This is a genomic window from Paenibacillus sophorae, assembly GCF_018966525.1.
Taxonomy (GTDB): Bacteria; Bacillota; Bacilli; order Paenibacillales; family Paenibacillaceae; genus Paenibacillus_AQ; species Paenibacillus_AQ sophorae.
This window is the reverse complement of sequence record NZ_CP076607.1, coordinates 4,871,596-4,886,342: the sequence shown is the minus strand read 5'-3', so window position 1 is coordinate 4,886,342 and position 14,747 is coordinate 4,871,596. Positions and strand designations below refer to the sequence as shown.

Genomic DNA, 14,747 nt, shown 5'->3' with positions numbered 1-14,747 from the left:
TCATCCGGATGCCGCAAGTTTTTTGTAAATATGGGCAAGCTAACGGAGAAGGTGGGCTTGATCATTTTATAATAGGGAGAAGATTGCAGCATGAACTGGGTATATTTTGCGAGGCTGTTCAGAACAAAATTTCAAGCGGGCTGTCTGGCCAAGCGGCTCGAACAGGACGGCTGGATTTACGGCTACCATGATCCGCGGTTTGTAGAAATTTATCGTTCACGCAGAGGAAAATATGGGGTTCGGTTTCTTCCCTGAAAAAATGGTCGGCAGCTTCTTGACTTAACACTATGTTATATTGTATACTATTTATTGTCGCTGTTTGAATATGATTACTGACGCGGGGTGGAGCAGCCCGGTAGCTCGTCGGGCTCATAACCCGAAGGCCGCAGGTTCAAATCCTGCCCCCGCAACCAATTTTCACCTAAAGTTCAATCAGCCATTATTTCGGATATTTTGATCAGGGCCCTTAGCTCAGTTGGTTAGAGCGGTCGGCTCATAACCGATTGGTCGGGGGTTCGAGTCCCTCAGGGCCCACTTTGATAAAACCCTTGCGCAGCAAGGGTTTTTTGCTGTCTTGGGATTTTTTCAATGGAAAGTAAAGACGGTGGGAAAGACCGGATCAAGCGATTTGCTAACGGATTTGCTAACGGGAGTTAGGCTTGATATACCCTCCGCCAGGATAGCAACAAACGAGATCATTATCTTCGTAAGCATCACCCGTATTCTGCCTTATAAACGTTCAAAGTCGATACACCCAGCGAAGTCCTAGAATTTCTCCACGCCGCATCCACGTATACACTGCCAAGGAAAACACGATGTAATGAACATGGTCTTTCGAAGATTCCAGGAACCTCGTAAATTCCTCAACTGTCCATTCGCGTTAACCTTGCTACGCTTCTAAACTTTACTCATGATATCCGGCGTAAGTGCCTAAAGCTTACTTTACCCAGTGCCGGAATAATGCCTACTCGATTATGGTCTTCTCGGTATCGTACTAGGTGGGCTTAAAGTTGGCTTGGCGTTGTCATATTACAATTACACTGCTGATCACTTACGATCACTTACGGCGGTCTGCTGGAATACCTTATAGAGTATTAAGAATGTGAGGATGAAGGATTATGGAAAATCAAAATTTATCAGAAGTTCTTATGTTTGCATCTCTACTTTCCGTCTTTGTATTAGCGGCAGTACAATTGGTTAAGACAACGGTCAACCTGCCAAAAAACATCATCCCACTGATCGGCGTCGGCATCGGTCTGCTGGTCGGCGCGGTGGCGTACCCTTTTACGGACATGGAGTTGGTGCTGCGGTTGTGGTCAGGGGCGCTGGCGGGGCTGTCTGCAACGGGGCTCTTTGAGCTGGTGTTTAATAATCGGTGCGGGAAGACGAAAGAGTAGATCTAAATGCGCACTGGCTTCGGCTGGTGGGCTTTTTTACTATTCACAAAACTGATCGTACACAAGTGAACAATATTGCTGAAAAAGAGAATAATTAACCATCATTGCTTGGTTAGAGCGGTCGGCTCATAACCGATTGGCCGGGGGGCGAGTCCCTCTTTTGAAGAAGACAATGGTAATTATAGTGTGTTTAGAATACCACCTATTAATATTAATGAGCCCAGCATTATAGAAACTGCTCCGCCAAACTTTATTGAGCCTATATAGGCATCGCTGGGTTCAGAGTCGCCTTTTACTTTCCAGCCTTCGCTTAAAGACCAGCCGAAAGTTGGCTTACTAATAGCAAATATGCCCAACGCGATTATTAGAAGTCCGAGAATAATAAGGAAAACGGCAAAGAACAACTTTAAATCATCCCCTTTGTAATAAATACGGGATACTTTCAGGAATGTTACTCTCAAATGAAGTACGTTTGCACCAACCGTCACCATGAAGAACACCGTTTATGTAAGCGAAATCGTTCATTGTCTCGCCCTATATGAATTATAGTTACTGCTTTCATTTTACCATAGAGGAGGAAAAATTCATGCGTTGCATTACCATTCTTCAACCCTGGGCGACCCTGATCGCTCTCGGCGAAAAGAAGTTTGAAACGCGCAGCTGGAAGACTAAGAACCGCGGCCAGCTCGCTATCCACGCCGGCAAGAAGATCGATAAGGAGATTTGCCAGCGTGAGCCCTTTAAGAGCGTCCTTGCCAAGCATGGCTACACGGCAGATAACCTGCCAACCGGTTCCGTCGTGGCGGTGTGCCGGCTGAAGGAATGTTACCGAGTGACGCGGCCTTATGGCGAGAACGGATTGATTTCGCTGGAAGGCACCCATCAGCTTCGAACATGGGGAGATTACCTAAGCAACGAACAACTTTTCGGCGATTACAGTGACGGCCGCTTTGCCTGGGAGCTGGCGGACGTTCAGCGGCTGCCGGAGCCAATTCCGGCCAAGGGAAGACAGGGGCTTTGGAATTGGGATGGTGTCTAGTAAGACAATAACCCCGTCAGACCAATCATGCCTGTCGGGGTTATTTGGCATTTTAGCCGTACCGGTTGTCCGGAAGGATTACCGCAATCCATTCAGGATGAAGACGGAGCGCCGGTTAAATCCTCGATATCCGTTGATCCAAAAATAAGCAAAGCAATAACGATAATAAGAAGAATGTTTCCGGCAAAACTTTCTCCGTCAAAGCCGCTCATTAGGTTGCCCACCTTTTTCGTGAGATTATTTGTTGTTCCCGGTTTTCTTTTTTAATGCTTCCATAAGATCGTTCAATGTTAAGCCGCCGTTATCATTCATGAAGTTGACCAGCTTCTCGACATTGCTGTCGCTTAAATCGCTTAATTTTTTGTATTTGCCTACCAGGCTGATGAATAGAGAAGCGTCAGTGTACAATTGCACGGAATCCACTTTAAGCTTTCCAGTCAACAAAAGCGCGGCCACGGCTAATTCAAGCCCTTTACTTTCCTTAAGTGCGGAAGCGGTGGTTTTCTTTTTGGAGCTTGAAATTTTGCGTTTTCCGAGAGGAGCCATAATTCTCCCTTCCTCCCTAAACTTTATCTTAAAAAAGGATAATTGGCGCATCTTCTGTACCACACTTTATGCTGGCTCCAAGCTTTTTGTGTGTAGGGCGATTAGGACAGAGTAAGGTTAATGCGGTAAACTTAGGGATGATGGCAACAGTATATTCAAGCCTTTTGGTTATCTTTGAACAAAGGCTCCCGCTCGCCGGCTTCAATCGGGAAATGAAGTCGATTCTGAGCCGGAGGGAGCGGGCAAGGAAACAACGGAGACTGATTGAAGGCGCAGGGGGGCAGAAAGGCGTAATTGAAATCAAGAACGACAGTTCCATCCGCTTCGGGTTGAATTAACAGAAAACGCAATGCCTCATAGGTTTGACGGCCATTCGTTAAATCCTTGAAAGTAAGAACGATTTGATTGAAAAATGCATACGTAACGAGTTCATAGCTCTCCCCGTTTATTTGAAATCTGATGTCCCCTGGGGAGGGCAATTCTTGAGTTAAGCCCTGTTGATTAAACAGCTCGAAGGATACAGTTCTGCTTGCGCTGGAAGGCAAGTACTCCGCTTTCACAACCCACTCCGGGTTATAGGGATAGGAGGAGATGCCGTCAAACTTCCGGATTGCAGCAGAGTCTGAATCCCAAATACGGATGCCGTAATTGATTCCGTCAGGAGTAATGACTGTAGCTGTGAGCCGGTCGGTATAACGAATAGCGGATGATGGAGTCACTAAAACGGTGCCGTCCACTATTTTGCCGTCTACCTCAATTTTGTCATCAGCAGAGGAGGACAACAACAGTCCCTGCTGCGGCTCGGAGGCCGGAGACCAAGTGCCGGGGATTTCTGCAAGCGAGCAGGATTCACTAATGAAGTAGCGATTGATCTCCGCCAAAATTCCTTGTGGACCAATCAGAGAATTGATGCGTTCGGAACGCCAAGTTTCATAATGTTTCATTCTTTTCATCCTTTCAGATTTGATTTATGATCCCTGCTTGAGAGATACTTGAACATGTGGTTTTTTAAAAAACCAATGAGTCACGACTCTGTAGCTTTATTTTTAGCACCTTAAATGACGCGTGTCAAACATTATTTTTGCAGGAGGCAGGCAATGAGTCTTACGAAAAATAAAATTATGCAATCGGCTATCCGTTTATTTTCTAAAAAAGGATATCAATCAACTTCCATACAAGATATAGCGGACGATTGCAGCATCGCTAAAGGAACGATATATAAGTTTTTTCCTTCAAAAGAAGATTTGTATATCCATATTCTGGATGAACGGCATCAACAAATGTCGCAAGAGATTGACCATATAACGCAGAATCCGGGCTTGACGCCAAGAAACAGGTTCATCGCCGAAATCGACTATCAAATCCGTAATTATATGAATTATGGATCAAATGACAACATGGAATTGGCCCCTTTTGATAGCAGCAAAATCCGGTCCTATATTGATAAATTTATGAGGAAATTGTTGGCATATTATCGGGATCTATTAATGCGATATTACGGATCGGATGTTAAAGATCATGCTTGGGATTTAGCGGCTCTGTTCTCCGGTGCGTTAAGGGAATACAACTATTTGATGTTCTTTGGCAACAAGCCCTTGTCGTATGGAGAACTTACCGTGTTCATTGCGGAACAAATGGATAGCTTGGTTGAAGGATTGAAAAAAAGTACTTCACCGTCTATTTTGTCCGATTCATTAATGGGCGATTTCGTGTTGGACGACCAAGAGGAGTTTTCGATTGCGGAACGCAAAGCCTTGCTGTACGAAGTCTTGCTGTCTACCATTCAGGAAATCAACGTGTCAAATTCGAGAAAAAGTGAACTGCGGGAAGTGCTTTTATTATTGAAGGAGGAGGGGGAGAGTGAGAAACCAAGACAGTTTTTGCTGAATGCTCTTTTAAACGATTTGGCCAAAGAGAATGAACTGGGCACTTATGTCAGCCAGTTGAACCGATTAATTAGTACTACCCTGTCACATTCCTAAATCGGGTCACCTATTCCAGCCCCAAACATACCTTGAACATTGAAAGGGGGGCGACTGAATGGATCTGCTCTGGGTATTAATTATTGGCGGACTGATTGGTTGGTTAAGCGGCAACCTGATTGGCAGAGACGTGCCGGGAGGCTTAGTCGGTAATATCGTGGCCGGGTTCGTTGGATCTTGGTTGGGTACAGAACTGCTTGGGAATCGTGGACCGGTCGTAGGAGGATTTTATGTCGTACCGTCGATTGTCGGTGCAATAGTGGCGCTGCTTATTTTTTTCGCGATTGCCCGCAGTGACGGCTACCGAAGACGATAAACGGAAATGACGCCAAAGATAGTTCGGAATCAGCCCAGCACCTATCTATGTTTGCCTTAATAGGATGTGGTGATATCGCATAATCTTAAGGAGGCATGCAGCGGATGCAGAAGAAACGGGCTACAGTAGTGAAGAAAGCAGTATCTCCCAGACAAGCACAGAGACATGTACATGAATTTGAAGGCAGCACTAAACTGGCTGAGGCAGGCGCAGATCGGCATAACCACCGCTTTGCAGGCGTTACAGGACAGGCGATTCGGGTAGGAAGTACTCATGTCCATGAAATTGATCTCGAAAGAACGGATTTTCTGGACCATTTTCATAATCTGAGAAGAATTAGAACGGGACCGGCTATTCCAGTCGGAAATGGCAAACACGTGCACTTTGTAACAGGCCGAACTACATTAAACGATGGTCATACACACCAGTTCAATTTCGCAACATTGATTGAATCGCCTCTTGTTTAATTTTTTTAGCTTGCATTTTGTATGCTTAAGGTCAACCAGAGATTGCTGGTTGGCCTTTTTTTCTGAATACATTAATGGGCGGGCATTAGGCACTTTCAGGTCTATGGGTGAATACCCTGTAAACGAAGTGGTTCAAACCTCAGTTAAGGCGGTGTCATCCCGTTATGTATTATCAACCTTATGTTATTCCCCAGCATGCGTTAGCCAACTGGTCGTACCATCGTAACAGCGATATGGTGATTGGGCTTATCGAGCAATCCATTCAAGGGGAACGGAACGATGAATTGTTTTATGATTTTCTCATCAAGCTTGCGCCTACTCAGCAGCAGAAAGAGGTTATTACAGGCATTCGTGATGATGAGAGAAAGCACAGGGCCATGTTCAGAACCTTATATACCCAATTAACGGGTAAGGCTCCTGCCCCATCGGACAAAGCTTCAGAACAACTGCCCGCCAGCTATCTGGAGGGGATTGAAAAGGCTTTGTTAGGCGAGTTAAAAGCTTTTGAAAAATACCGTACGATCTATCTGCATATCAATCCCCAGTACCGAGATTGGATATTCGAGATTATGACGGACGAGATTAAACATGCAGGTTATTACAACTGGCTGTACGCCAAAAATAAATAGGATGTCTCAAGAGATCATTTCCATTTGGCCCATACGTTATACTTTCCTGTGACATATTCTGTGTTGTATTCAATTGCAGAGGAGGTTTTCGATCATGGGTGCTGATTGTGGCGGTGTTGGTGGAGCAAATTATGGACCAATGTATCCTTGTAATTCGACGGGAGCGATTCTGGTTCTATTCATCCTGCTTGTTATTATCCTTAAAGCCTGTTGGCTCTAGTAGCGAAAACCGGTGCAGCCCCTTCAAGCTTGGCTTGAAGGGGTTGTCATTTAATAATGAACTCGATCCGTGTCCCATCCGGGTATTGATCCAGCTGATTGCCAACCCAACTGCCCGCACCACGGTTGTCAGCCGGTGATATGTATGCGATGTCCGCCCCCGTTCCGCCTTCTTTGCACATAGCCATAGGCCATTCATCGCGGTCGTAGCGCTTTTTGGTAGGGACGCCTTTTAGCGATTCCTTGCGGTTCTCCTCGGCTCCGCCACGGTCAATCGTACATATTTTGGATTCACCCTTATCCATGGCCTCCTCAATATGCTCTGCGGTCTCCGGATATTCGTCCGACGGGAAGATCAACTGCACCACCTCTGAATCGGAAGCAGGAGGATTCTCGAAGTTCCAGCCGTTTTTTTCAGCCAGGTAAGACAGCACCAGAAGCAGCAGAATGATGACCAGAAGATAGGTCTTATGCTTACGTTTACGCACTTTAATCTCCTTTCATTAACGGCAAGTACATTTCATTATAATTCATTCGGGGAGTCTGTCACAGAGGATTCCTACTTTTTTCAGTTGCGCATTTCGACAATTTTTTCTATCCTTTTAAAAGGAGGGATAGAATACATGAGAATAGCCTTACTGGTAGGCGCGGCGATATTGCTTGCACTGCTCAGCGCCTGCGGCGGAGGAGCGCCAGCTGCATTATCCCAAGAAGATATGCAGAAGAGCGTTCAGCAATTTTATGACGAGATGTCGACACTCGATCAGAGCGCGAAATCGTCCTTGGATGATTTTAACGAAGCGCTTGCTTCCTATTCCGGAGGCACGTTAACGGCTGATGAGCTGGAGAAGGCCATCAAGAAGTTTCAGGATACGGCATCCGACTTATCGGACCAGGCTCATGACGTAAAGATTCCATCCGGACTTCCGGATAATGTCGAGAAGCTTTTGGCAGAAGCCAAGGACTCTTTTCAAAAAGCCTATGAGATCAAAAAAGAAGCTTCGGAAAGCGCCGTTTCTCCCGATGTAACCGCCGAACAGTTCGATCAAATGAATAAAAATGCGGACATTGTGATGCTGTATGGTATTTCCAAGCTTAACGAAGCGAGAGAAGCAATCGGGTTGTTGGATACGAAGAAAAGCGAATAGACCGGATCAAACCGTCCCGGGTAAAAAGGCGCGCAGCGGCAGCAGCTGTCAGCGTCTTTTTCGCTGTTATTTTTTCCTTGTTGATTCATGAGCGGAAAAGTGGATATAATACAAACATACGTTCCTGTATTGGAGAGCGGAGAATATTTTTTGAAAAAAGGAGGCGAATCCCTTTGGGTAAAAAACTGGAGGGAAACGGTTTGTGGGAAAGCAGCCGCATGATGCTGCCTGAGCATAAGCAGCGAATTCTGGAGGAACAGCGGGAGATACTGCGCCGGGAACCGCCCGTGCTTGATGACCAGAAGCGGGAAGAGATGGAACGAACGCTGACGCTGTCGCTGCGGGAGCATGTCCGGGTAACGCTTGTTCTGTTCGATTCTTATGAGGATGTGAGGCTGAGCGGGTTTGTCACCTCCATTCATGCCCACTCGCGTGAAATCAAGCTGCAATGGGCGGACGAGTGGAGATGGATCGGGCTGGACTGCATTATCGAAGTGTACCCTGGTTAATATGGGGGGCTAACGAACTGCCCGGGTGACAGTCCGCGCCCGACTCTTCAGATTCAGTATCAGGATACTTGTGCCATTTGTGTGACTCGGACTTTAAGGCTAACGCTCCGTCCCTTCGCTTTTCTCAAAGGCGATCAGCGTAACGGGGCTGCCTGTCAATCGCGCGATGTTGGCTTCGGCGCTGCGAATGATCTCGACGGCGTCGTCCTGCTTCTCCAGAGCCGCAATTTTGTAGCTGTCGAAATATATATCCATGGTTGATCCCACCTTTCTGTAAGTTAGTGTTCCCGGCAGCGGTTGAATAATGCGGCATGCTCTGCATAGAGTCGGGCGTATGGGGAGAAGCTAACAGCGACTAACATAAAAGGAGGGACACACCTTTGAAAAAGAAGCTGATGGCTAGCCTTGCATGCAGCGCTGTTTTATCGATGAGTCTGATGGGTGTCGGTTATGCAGAGAATACATCTGCAGCCGAGGCGGAAAGCGTGGCGGTTAACGCTACGGAAACCAATAGCGGAATGACCGCCAACATGTATCGCGGCGACCGGGTAACCTATCCTACAGGTACCACGTACACCAACGACAATACGATGACCGCACCGGGCCGTACGGGCACAGCCGTTACTCCGCTGGGCACTACGCGTACCGGCACATACCGCGCTACAAATGCGGCAAACAATCGCAACTATTCCAATTGGGGATGGCTTGGTCTGATCGGCCTGTTCGGTCTGGTGGGCATGAGAAACAGAACCGGCGAACGCCGTTAATTCGAGCAGGGACAATGGCCCGTATCCGGTGAAGCGCCGGTGCGGGCCATGTTTTGTCCAGCGATAGAAAAGCGGATGCACAGAAAAAATAATGATTGCGTCAACTATAGAATCATGATATTATATATCTTGTCGCGTCACGCGCGTAAGTTTATTTTACCCCTGCCGGGGTGGCGGAATTGGCAGACGCACAGGACTTAAAATCCTGCGGTACGTGAGTACCGTACGGGTTCGACCCCCGTCCTCGGCACTAGAAGAACAAGGGTTTCAGCTCATTAGAGCTGGAACCCTTGTTTGTTTTTAAAGTGATTTGCTAACATTTTGCTAACGGCGCCTTTTTTTGTGTGTAGATTCGAGGTTTCCGGTACGCTCGGAATGATGCTTGAATTGATTTTATAACGAGCGCTCTTTATTCAAACTCTACGTTCGAGGATTCTGTCACGCTCCATTCTCAGGCGCTGGATTTCTGCTCTAATGACTTCTTTACGATAAGGTAAAGTATTCTTGTCGCTATGCTCCAAAGCAAGCTTTACGTGGAGTATGGCAATATCCAGCAGCGCAGACTGGATTGCCGCATCATCTAATGCTCCCCAAGCGATATGCTTCATTGAGCGGCCCCCTTTGATTTCTTAGAAAAGATATCGTTGATCTTTTGTGCGGTATCCTTTTTCGTCTCCATGTCGATGTGCGTATAAGTATTGGCTGTAATGCTGATGGTTGAATGTCCCAGCCAGACCTGAATCTCTTTCAGACTTACGCCATTTTTAATCAAGTAGCTGGCTGTCGAGTGCCTGAGATCATGGAATCTGATATGCGGCAATCCGTTCTTTGCAAGTATGGCTTTGAATTTGTGATTCAGGTATTCCGTCTTCATGGGACTGCCGTCAGGCCAGCAGCATACAAGACCGCTATCGACGTAATCTTTGCCATATAGCAGTTTGTTTTTTATCCGTTGTTTCTTTAGAGGTAATAGATAATCTTCGAGTTTTTCCATCAAAGGCAGAATGCGCTGGCTGCTCTCGCTTTTAGGTTTCTTTACCACAACTTCTTTACCGTACTTCACGCGAACCTCTTTAATCGAGATTGTCTTTTCTTCGAAATTGATACAATCCCACTTCAATCCAAGCACCTCAGAACGTCGAAGCCCATAATGAGCAGCGAGATATACTGCCGATTCTATCGGTGTACCCAAGCAAACCTCAAACAGCTTTTCGAGCTGTTCGACAGTGTAGTAGCTAGCATTGAATTTCTCCTGCTTTGGAAGCACGATTCGATCAGCAGGATTAAAAGGAATCAGGTTCATTCGCACTCCGAATTTCAAAGCACTCCTAATATTAGCGTGGTGTCTTCTTAATGTTTTAGCGGATAATCCTTTTTTGCCAGTCGATGGATCATCTTGATACTTTGTCTCATAATATTTTTGCAGATGCATAGGTTGTAATTCTTGTAGGAGTATATCATTTGTTTTCCTGAAATATGGAATGATATGCTTTGTTACAATCATCTCATAACCTTCCCAAGTAGTTCCCTCTACCTCACTTTTAATAACGTTATTAAGCCAATCCAGCATAAATTCGGTGAATTTGAGTTTTCGTTGTGGAAGGACAAAACTGTTGTTGTCCATTTTTGTAAGTGTTTCTCGCAGAAACTTTTCGGCATCGGATTTCTTTTCGCATTTGGTATTAATCCACTTTGGCTTTCGCTTCCCGGACTCGTCCTTCGTTTCAACAATGATGTACCAGTATTTATTGCGTTTACGTAAGCTGCCTTTCATGTGCTTCGACCTCCAATGATTTTTTTGGGATATGAAAAAGACAGGAGCGTGATTGCCCCTGCCTATAAAGCTGGAATGGTAAGTATATAGAATTAATTAGCTGTTAAACGCAAAGTGAAAAATAATACAGGAAAAAATATGAAAATGTGATAAAGTCCTAATTTATAATCACATTTTCATATTTTTTGGAGGTATATATGAATATTCGCGATAGTGATACACCTGAATCTCTTTTAGCTTTTTTCAATGAAAGTTACGCTGGTGATCATTTTTATGTTGATGAGAATGGGGATTTCAATGTACACATAAGTGGACAAAAGGCATCAACCTTCCACTTTATTTTGATTCCAGTGGAAAAAGTTAACGTGTTGGATAAACAAGGAAACATCAAAGATATGCGTTACAAATTTTATGCTTTAAGAGAAGGGGCGACAGTTCTTTTGGAGCCTATCACTATTCTTAAGAAAGAACTGCATAATGTGAATTGGATTCGGCGATGGAATCAATTTGCTGTACTAGACTCTATAACTCCGAAATCTTATGTGTGGATTTTGCAATTTTTAAATCACATTGATAAGAAGATTCCAACAGTAAATGAGCTAGATTTAATTGGTTGGCACAAAGATGAACAAGGTTGGTTTTTCTTACATTCTGGAGGGAAGATCGGTAAGTCGAGACAAACCTATAGAACCACATTTACAGAATTTAAATTCTTGAAGAACAACTCTTTAAGCGAGGAGCAAGCGTTTAAGGAGACAATTGAAATGCTAAATATCTGTGATCAAAAGGTGACGTATGCTCTACTGAGTTACTCTCTTCTTTCGCTCATTGTTACTCCTCTTGTAGAGTCCAAAGATTTGTCACCTAACTTCGCCATGTGGATTTATGGAAAGACAGGTTTGGGTAAGACAAGATTGTCAAGTCTTTTTACAAGCTTTTACGATACTGAAAACATAGTTCGTGTTGACTCTTATAAGAAGGATTTAAAATCAGCTTACACCAAACATAAGGACAGCGTTATTGTAGTTGATGATTATGGAACTTCAAAAACTGCAGAGAATGAATATCGTACTGACGAAAAAGTCGAGAATATCATTCGATGGTTAGGGGATAGACAACTTTCCTCAGTCGATGATGCTTTACCAACCGGAATGGCTTTATTTACTGGAGAACGGTTCCTTAACAATAATGAGAAAAACAGTTCAACAATCGCTCGTACAATCAGGATATCAATGGATAACATTTTCAATCGTAATGAGCCTGGATTTGATTCAGCTAAGATGAAGAGATTCGAGAAGTTTGAAAAGATGAATCCATTATCCACAAGTATTTTCTTTTATCTGGATTGGTTATCAGAAAAGTTAAACTCCCAAATGATTGATCAATACAAAAGCGACTTCCAAAAATTAAGATTGAAATTTGAATCTAAAGTTCATTCTAGGATTATTGATAGTATTAGTCACCTATTTAATACTTTCAATTTTTATATCTTGTATGCAGCGGAAAAAGAATTTATAACGCCGCTGGAATCACAAATAATTAGTGATAATGCATTGCAAATATTTATGAATATACTAGAGGATCAATCAAAACCCGTTGTTCACCCTCAAGTTGAGTTATTTCTAGAATTGCTGATAGAAGCAATCAGGGGGGGGGCAGTCAAAATAGCTTTGCCTCATGATCTTAGTTATTCAAATGGACGCCTCAATCCATCAAATGGGACACTGGGAATCTATTATCCTGATACAGAAGAATTAAAACTTGTATGGGAAAGTTCATATGGAATTTTATATCAGGAATCCAGAAAACGTAATGAAATTTTAGTAGGAGTGAAAAAATTAGGGAAGTTGCTAGAGGAAGCAAACCTGATACTTAAATCTTCAAGCGGCATTACAACACCACTTCAAACCCAAGACGAAAATTTCAGGCATTCAACATCCAGAGCTATAACGTTTGATGCTCGAAAGATAGTTAATGTTTCAGAGCTAATAATAAAATTAGATGAGCAATCAAAGCAAGATACATTACGTTACATAGAGGAGTGGGAGGGAATTGAAGATGACACTTATGATTACCAAGATATAGAAGAGAGTTTATCAGATGCGAATTTAATTGATACGGGCTTAATATCCAACGAAGATGAATGGAATCATAAGAAGGGAAAATAGCATCGTAACTCCACTTTATTCTTTATTATTTGCCTGGTAACAGTTCCTTAAATAATACTACCCCTCCGCCAATTAGATACTGTCGTATAGGCGGTGCGGGTGTAGGAGGTGCTGTTGCTTTGGTGGACATGGTGTACCTTGTATACAGAATGACCCGGATAGAGTATGACAGAACTTTTACTTCAATACAGTCATACTTAAAGAAATATTTAAATAAGAGTCAACTTCGCAAAGACCATCATGATAAAAATGCCTATGTCACAAATGCGTTCTCCCAGATCGGTTTTCAAGAAATTCGAATACGTTCTGCTTCTTGGGGCCACTATTCTATAGAGGTACGTTTACGTCCCAAGCTAACTATTGATAAAGAAGGATATTATTCTTTAGCAAAAGTATCTGAATTTGATTGGGTTCGAGATGTCTTTAATTTTGTATTAAAGGATACTCTTTCATTAAAAGTCCCCGACTTTTTTGAATGGACAGCCAAAAGAATAGAAGCTGCTGTAGATATAAACTTACAAGAGGTCTTGATTCCACAATATCTATCTTTATTTAAAAGGGGGTTTATTCCTGATTACTTTATGGACAATGATAAAACCAAGAAGTATTTTTCTGAAATCACTAACTGTTACTTGATGTCAGAAAACAAAACAGTCAATTGGTATAATCGTTATGAAACACTCTTAATAAAAGAGGGTAAAAGTAAAAAGAAATGGGTGGATTTTTCGCAGACAAAAGGATTATTTCGGTTTGAAACTCAAGTTCGCAATGGAAAGGAAACTGTAAAAGAAGTATTAAGCAAACAAAGATTAAAACATGAAGTAATGAAGTTTTATAAATTGATTGTTGGGGAAGGTGACTATCACACCTTGAAATGTGCAGAGCAAATTATAAATCAAAGGGTACAAAATTTCAAAAAACGTCAAACACTCATTACTATGCTTAAATTTATCGAACATTGCGGAGGAATCACTAAAGCGAAAGAAATTTTTGTTAATAGTAATGAAAACACAAAGATGTCTGCTGATAGATTTGGTAAGATGCTTAAAAAACTTAGGGATTTGAATATTAATCCTGTTCTAATTCCTGAAGAATGGGGAATTGATTTTATTGAAAATCCTTATGCGAAAATTGAGGAGGAATTTGAATGAACTGAAGCCCGCAATTAATTAAAATACGGGCTTCAAGTAGCTGACTCTCATTATTCTTCTTTATACTTATCGTACAAATCCTTTGCTGTTTCAATCACATTAAATTTGTTTTCAATTGTTTGGCTCACTGCATCTACACCACATTCTACTACACGCTCCCAAAAATCACTCATCATTTGATTCCTCCATTAATTTTTTTCACTAATGTTTCCAAGCTTTGAGGCCGCTGAGTGTTCCATATCCAACACCAAATAAATAACCAACGGCTGTTCTTACGCCAGGGAATAATGCTGTGCCAAGTGCTGCCCCTACGCCTCCTCCAAAAAGTGCGCCCACTGCGGTCAGGGCAGACTTCCCAGCTGTTTCTATTACTTTATCCATGAATCTCACCTCCTTTCAGGGACTAACGCAAAATAAACGGGAGGAGCTGTCGCTCTTCCCGTTGTACTGGTAACTCTATTTAGTTTGCTTTTCAGTATTTGAAGATGTATTAAACAATCGAATTAACTTAAAGAGATAACCGATTAAGTAAAACGGGGTTACGGCCCAGCCAACAAATAGAGACAAGATGATCTTGTAAACGATATAATTAGAGATTGTTGTAAATACAGTGATGTTACGTTGTGGCTTGCTTA

The 14,747-nt window shown here is 43.2% G+C and carries 22 protein-coding genes and 3 tRNA genes; 16 read left to right on the top strand and 9 right to left on the bottom strand.

The annotated features are described in order from the left end of the window. The first annotated feature begins 90 nt into the window (after positions 1 to 90). The 4 genes from KP014_RS23810 to KP014_RS23795 all read left to right on the top strand — a co-directional run bounded on the left by KP014_RS23810 (position 91) and on the right by KP014_RS23795 (position 1,397). The gene (locus tag KP014_RS23810; RefSeq protein ID WP_175491879.1) at positions 91 to 255 is read left to right on the top strand and encodes a hypothetical protein; all 165 of its coding nucleotides are present in this window, start codon (positions 91 to 93) and stop codon (positions 253 to 255) included. An 81-nt stretch (positions 256 to 336) separates the two neighbouring features. Then, positions 337 to 413, top strand: a tRNA-Met gene (locus tag KP014_RS23805). A gap of 47 nt (positions 414 to 460) precedes the next feature. After that, positions 461 to 534: transfer RNA gene (locus KP014_RS23800), tRNA-Ile, on the top strand. A 584-nt stretch (positions 535 to 1,118) separates the two neighbouring features. Further along, positions 1,119 to 1,397, top strand: a complete 279-nt coding sequence (locus KP014_RS23795) for a holin (RefSeq protein ID WP_036591337.1) — start codon at positions 1,119 to 1,121, stop codon at positions 1,395 to 1,397. Between the two features lie 179 nt (positions 1,398 to 1,576). Here KP014_RS23795 and KP014_RS23790 read toward each other — a convergent pair whose 3' ends face one another. Continuing rightward, the gene (locus tag KP014_RS23790) at positions 1,577 to 1,888 is read right to left on the bottom strand and encodes a DUF6199 family natural product biosynthesis protein (protein ID WP_246590574.1); all 312 of its coding nucleotides are present in this window, start codon (positions 1,886 to 1,888) and stop codon (positions 1,577 to 1,579) included. Between the two features lie 95 nt (positions 1,889 to 1,983). Between KP014_RS23790 and KP014_RS23785 the strand changes: the two genes are divergently transcribed. Then, positions 1,984 to 2,436, top strand: a complete 453-nt coding sequence (locus KP014_RS23785; RefSeq protein WP_090834333.1) for an ASCH domain-containing protein — start codon at positions 1,984 to 1,986, stop codon at positions 2,434 to 2,436. 237 nt (positions 2,437 to 2,673) lie between these two features. Here KP014_RS23785 and KP014_RS23780 read toward each other — a convergent pair whose 3' ends face one another. Then, positions 2,674 to 2,982, bottom strand: a complete 309-nt coding sequence (locus tag KP014_RS23780; protein ID WP_036598480.1) for a hypothetical protein — start codon at positions 2,980 to 2,982, stop codon at positions 2,674 to 2,676. A gap of 155 nt (positions 2,983 to 3,137) precedes the next feature. Further along, positions 3,138 to 3,926, bottom strand: coding sequence for a DUF1684 domain-containing protein (locus KP014_RS23775; RefSeq protein WP_051500325.1), 789 nt, complete (start codon positions 3,924 to 3,926; stop codon positions 3,138 to 3,140). A 153-nt stretch (positions 3,927 to 4,079) separates the two neighbouring features. On the opposite strand from KP014_RS23775, the gene KP014_RS23770 reads away from it, so the two are divergent. From KP014_RS23770 to KP014_RS28945, 5 genes are all read left to right on the top strand, one after another. Beyond that, positions 4,080 to 4,964 (top strand): TetR/AcrR family transcriptional regulator, encoded by an 885-nt coding sequence (locus tag KP014_RS23770; protein ID WP_036598477.1) that lies wholly within the window; start codon positions 4,080 to 4,082, stop codon positions 4,962 to 4,964. A 58-nt stretch (positions 4,965 to 5,022) separates the two neighbouring features. Continuing rightward, complete coding sequence (locus KP014_RS23765; protein WP_036598475.1) at positions 5,023 to 5,280, top strand: GlsB/YeaQ/YmgE family stress response membrane protein; 258 nt, start codon at positions 5,023 to 5,025, stop codon at positions 5,278 to 5,280. A 104-nt stretch (positions 5,281 to 5,384) separates the two neighbouring features. Continuing rightward, a complete protein-coding gene (locus tag KP014_RS23760; RefSeq protein WP_036598474.1) occupies positions 5,385 to 5,747 on the top strand; it encodes a YmaF family protein in 363 nt (120 codons plus the stop codon). 164 nt (positions 5,748 to 5,911) lie between these two features. Next, the gene (locus tag KP014_RS23755) at positions 5,912 to 6,376 is read left to right on the top strand and encodes a ferritin-like domain-containing protein (protein ID WP_051500324.1); all 465 of its coding nucleotides are present in this window, start codon (positions 5,912 to 5,914) and stop codon (positions 6,374 to 6,376) included. A 94-nt stretch (positions 6,377 to 6,470) separates the two neighbouring features. After that, complete coding sequence (locus KP014_RS28945) at positions 6,471 to 6,596, top strand: sporulation protein YjcZ (protein ID WP_139210611.1); 126 nt, start codon at positions 6,471 to 6,473, stop codon at positions 6,594 to 6,596. A gap of 46 nt (positions 6,597 to 6,642) precedes the next feature. Here the strand turns inward: KP014_RS28945 and KP014_RS23750 are convergent, their stop codons facing one another. Further along, entirely contained in the window at positions 6,643 to 7,089 is a 447-nt protein-coding gene (locus tag KP014_RS23750) for a NucA/NucB deoxyribonuclease domain-containing protein (RefSeq protein ID WP_175491884.1), read from the bottom strand. Positions 7,090 to 7,218: 129 nt separating this feature from the next. Between KP014_RS23750 and KP014_RS23745 the strand changes: the two genes are divergently transcribed. Together KP014_RS23745 and KP014_RS23740 are read left to right on the top strand one after the other, a co-directional pair. Further along, a complete protein-coding gene (locus tag KP014_RS23745) occupies positions 7,219 to 7,743 on the top strand; it encodes a hypothetical protein (protein WP_036598470.1) in 525 nt (174 codons plus the stop codon). Between the two features lie 173 nt (positions 7,744 to 7,916). Next, entirely contained in the window at positions 7,917 to 8,252 is a 336-nt protein-coding gene (locus KP014_RS23740) for a YolD-like family protein (protein ID WP_036598469.1), read from the top strand. 99 nt (positions 8,253 to 8,351) lie between these two features. On the opposite strand, the gene KP014_RS23735 is transcribed toward KP014_RS23740, so the two are convergent. Beyond that, a complete protein-coding gene (locus KP014_RS23735; protein WP_175491878.1) occupies positions 8,352 to 8,507 on the bottom strand; it encodes a hypothetical protein in 156 nt (51 codons plus the stop codon). 125 nt (positions 8,508 to 8,632) lie between these two features. Between KP014_RS23735 and KP014_RS28940 the strand changes: the two genes are divergently transcribed. Next, positions 8,633 to 9,019, top strand: coding sequence for a WGxxGxxG family protein (locus KP014_RS28940; protein ID WP_051500323.1), 387 nt, complete (start codon positions 8,633 to 8,635; stop codon positions 9,017 to 9,019). Between the two features lie 164 nt (positions 9,020 to 9,183). Next, positions 9,184 to 9,269 (top strand) — tRNA-Leu (locus tag KP014_RS23725). A 163-nt stretch (positions 9,270 to 9,432) separates the two neighbouring features. Here the strand turns inward: KP014_RS23725 and KP014_RS23720 are convergent. Both KP014_RS23720 and KP014_RS23715 read right to left on the bottom strand, forming a co-directional pair. After that, positions 9,433 to 9,627, bottom strand: coding sequence for a hypothetical protein (locus KP014_RS23720; protein ID WP_036598468.1), 195 nt, complete (start codon positions 9,625 to 9,627; stop codon positions 9,433 to 9,435). Beyond that, positions 9,624 to 10,793, bottom strand: a complete 1,170-nt coding sequence (locus KP014_RS23715) for a tyrosine-type recombinase/integrase (protein WP_036598466.1) — start codon at positions 10,791 to 10,793, stop codon at positions 9,624 to 9,626. Before KP014_RS23715 ends, KP014_RS23720 begins: the two co-directional genes overlap by 4 nt. 197 nt (positions 10,794 to 10,990) lie before the next feature. Between KP014_RS23715 and KP014_RS23710 the strand changes: the two genes are divergently transcribed. Together KP014_RS23710 and KP014_RS23705 are read left to right on the top strand one after the other, a co-directional pair. Then, the gene (locus KP014_RS23710; protein WP_036598464.1) at positions 10,991 to 12,961 is read left to right on the top strand and encodes a DUF927 domain-containing protein; all 1,971 of its coding nucleotides are present in this window, start codon (positions 10,991 to 10,993) and stop codon (positions 12,959 to 12,961) included. Positions 12,962 to 13,083: 122 nt separating this feature from the next. Beyond that, the gene (locus tag KP014_RS23705; protein WP_175491877.1) at positions 13,084 to 14,112 is read left to right on the top strand and encodes a hypothetical protein; all 1,029 of its coding nucleotides are present in this window, start codon (positions 13,084 to 13,086) and stop codon (positions 14,110 to 14,112) included. Between the two features lie 50 nt (positions 14,113 to 14,162). Here the strand turns inward: KP014_RS23705 and KP014_RS29170 are convergent, their stop codons facing one another. Continuing rightward, positions 14,163 to 14,288, bottom strand: a complete 126-nt coding sequence (locus KP014_RS29170; RefSeq protein WP_256716985.1) for a hypothetical protein — start codon at positions 14,286 to 14,288, stop codon at positions 14,163 to 14,165. A gap of 25 nt (positions 14,289 to 14,313) precedes the next feature. Beyond that, positions 14,314 to 14,493, bottom strand: a complete 180-nt coding sequence (locus KP014_RS23700) for a hypothetical protein (RefSeq protein ID WP_036598461.1) — start codon at positions 14,491 to 14,493, stop codon at positions 14,314 to 14,316. Positions 14,494 to 14,747 lie beyond the last annotated feature (254 nt).

Bases quoted from the DNA above. Each gene is read 5' to 3' on its own strand.
- KP014_RS23810 (WP_175491879.1), top strand. From the start codon at position 91: ATGAACTGGGTATATTTTGCGAGGCTGTTCAGAACAAAATTTCAAGCG.
- KP014_RS23795 (WP_036591337.1), top strand. From the start codon at position 1,119: ATGGAAAATCAAAATTTATCAGAAGTTCTTATGTTTGCATCTCTACTT.
- KP014_RS23790 (WP_246590574.1), bottom strand. From the start codon at position 1,888: ATGGTGACGGTTGGTGCAAACGTACTTCATTTGAGAGTAACATTCCTG.
- KP014_RS23785 (WP_090834333.1), top strand. From the start codon at position 1,984: ATGCGTTGCATTACCATTCTTCAACCCTGGGCGACCCTGATCGCTCTC.
- KP014_RS23780 (WP_036598480.1), bottom strand. From the start codon at position 2,982: ATGGCTCCTCTCGGAAAACGCAAAATTTCAAGCTCCAAAAAGAAAACC.
- KP014_RS23775 (WP_051500325.1), bottom strand. From the start codon at position 3,926: ATGAAACATTATGAAACTTGGCGTTCCGAACGCATCAATTCTCTGATT.
- KP014_RS23770 (WP_036598477.1), top strand. From the start codon at position 4,080: ATGAGTCTTACGAAAAATAAAATTATGCAATCGGCTATCCGTTTATTT.
- KP014_RS23765 (WP_036598475.1), top strand. From the start codon at position 5,023: ATGGATCTGCTCTGGGTATTAATTATTGGCGGACTGATTGGTTGGTTA.
- KP014_RS23760 (WP_036598474.1), top strand. From the start codon at position 5,385: ATGCAGAAGAAACGGGCTACAGTAGTGAAGAAAGCAGTATCTCCCAGA.
- KP014_RS23755 (WP_051500324.1), top strand. From the start codon at position 5,912: ATGTATTATCAACCTTATGTTATTCCCCAGCATGCGTTAGCCAACTGG.
- KP014_RS28945 (WP_139210611.1), top strand. From the start codon at position 6,471: ATGGGTGCTGATTGTGGCGGTGTTGGTGGAGCAAATTATGGACCAATG.
- KP014_RS23745 (WP_036598470.1), top strand. From the start codon at position 7,219: ATGAGAATAGCCTTACTGGTAGGCGCGGCGATATTGCTTGCACTGCTC.
- KP014_RS23735 (WP_175491878.1), bottom strand. From the start codon at position 8,507: ATGGATATATATTTCGACAGCTACAAAATTGCGGCTCTGGAGAAGCAG.
- KP014_RS23720 (WP_036598468.1), bottom strand. From the start codon at position 9,627: ATGAAGCATATCGCTTGGGGAGCATTAGATGATGCGGCAATCCAGTCT.
- KP014_RS23715 (WP_036598466.1), bottom strand. From the start codon at position 10,793: ATGAAAGGCAGCTTACGTAAACGCAATAAATACTGGTACATCATTGTT.
- KP014_RS23710 (WP_036598464.1), top strand. From the start codon at position 10,991: ATGAATATTCGCGATAGTGATACACCTGAATCTCTTTTAGCTTTTTTC.
- KP014_RS29170 (WP_256716985.1), bottom strand. From the start codon at position 14,288: ATGATGAGTGATTTTTGGGAGCGTGTAGTAGAATGTGGTGTAGATGCA.
- KP014_RS23700 (WP_036598461.1), bottom strand. From the start codon at position 14,493: ATGGATAAAGTAATAGAAACAGCTGGGAAGTCTGCCCTGACCGCAGTG.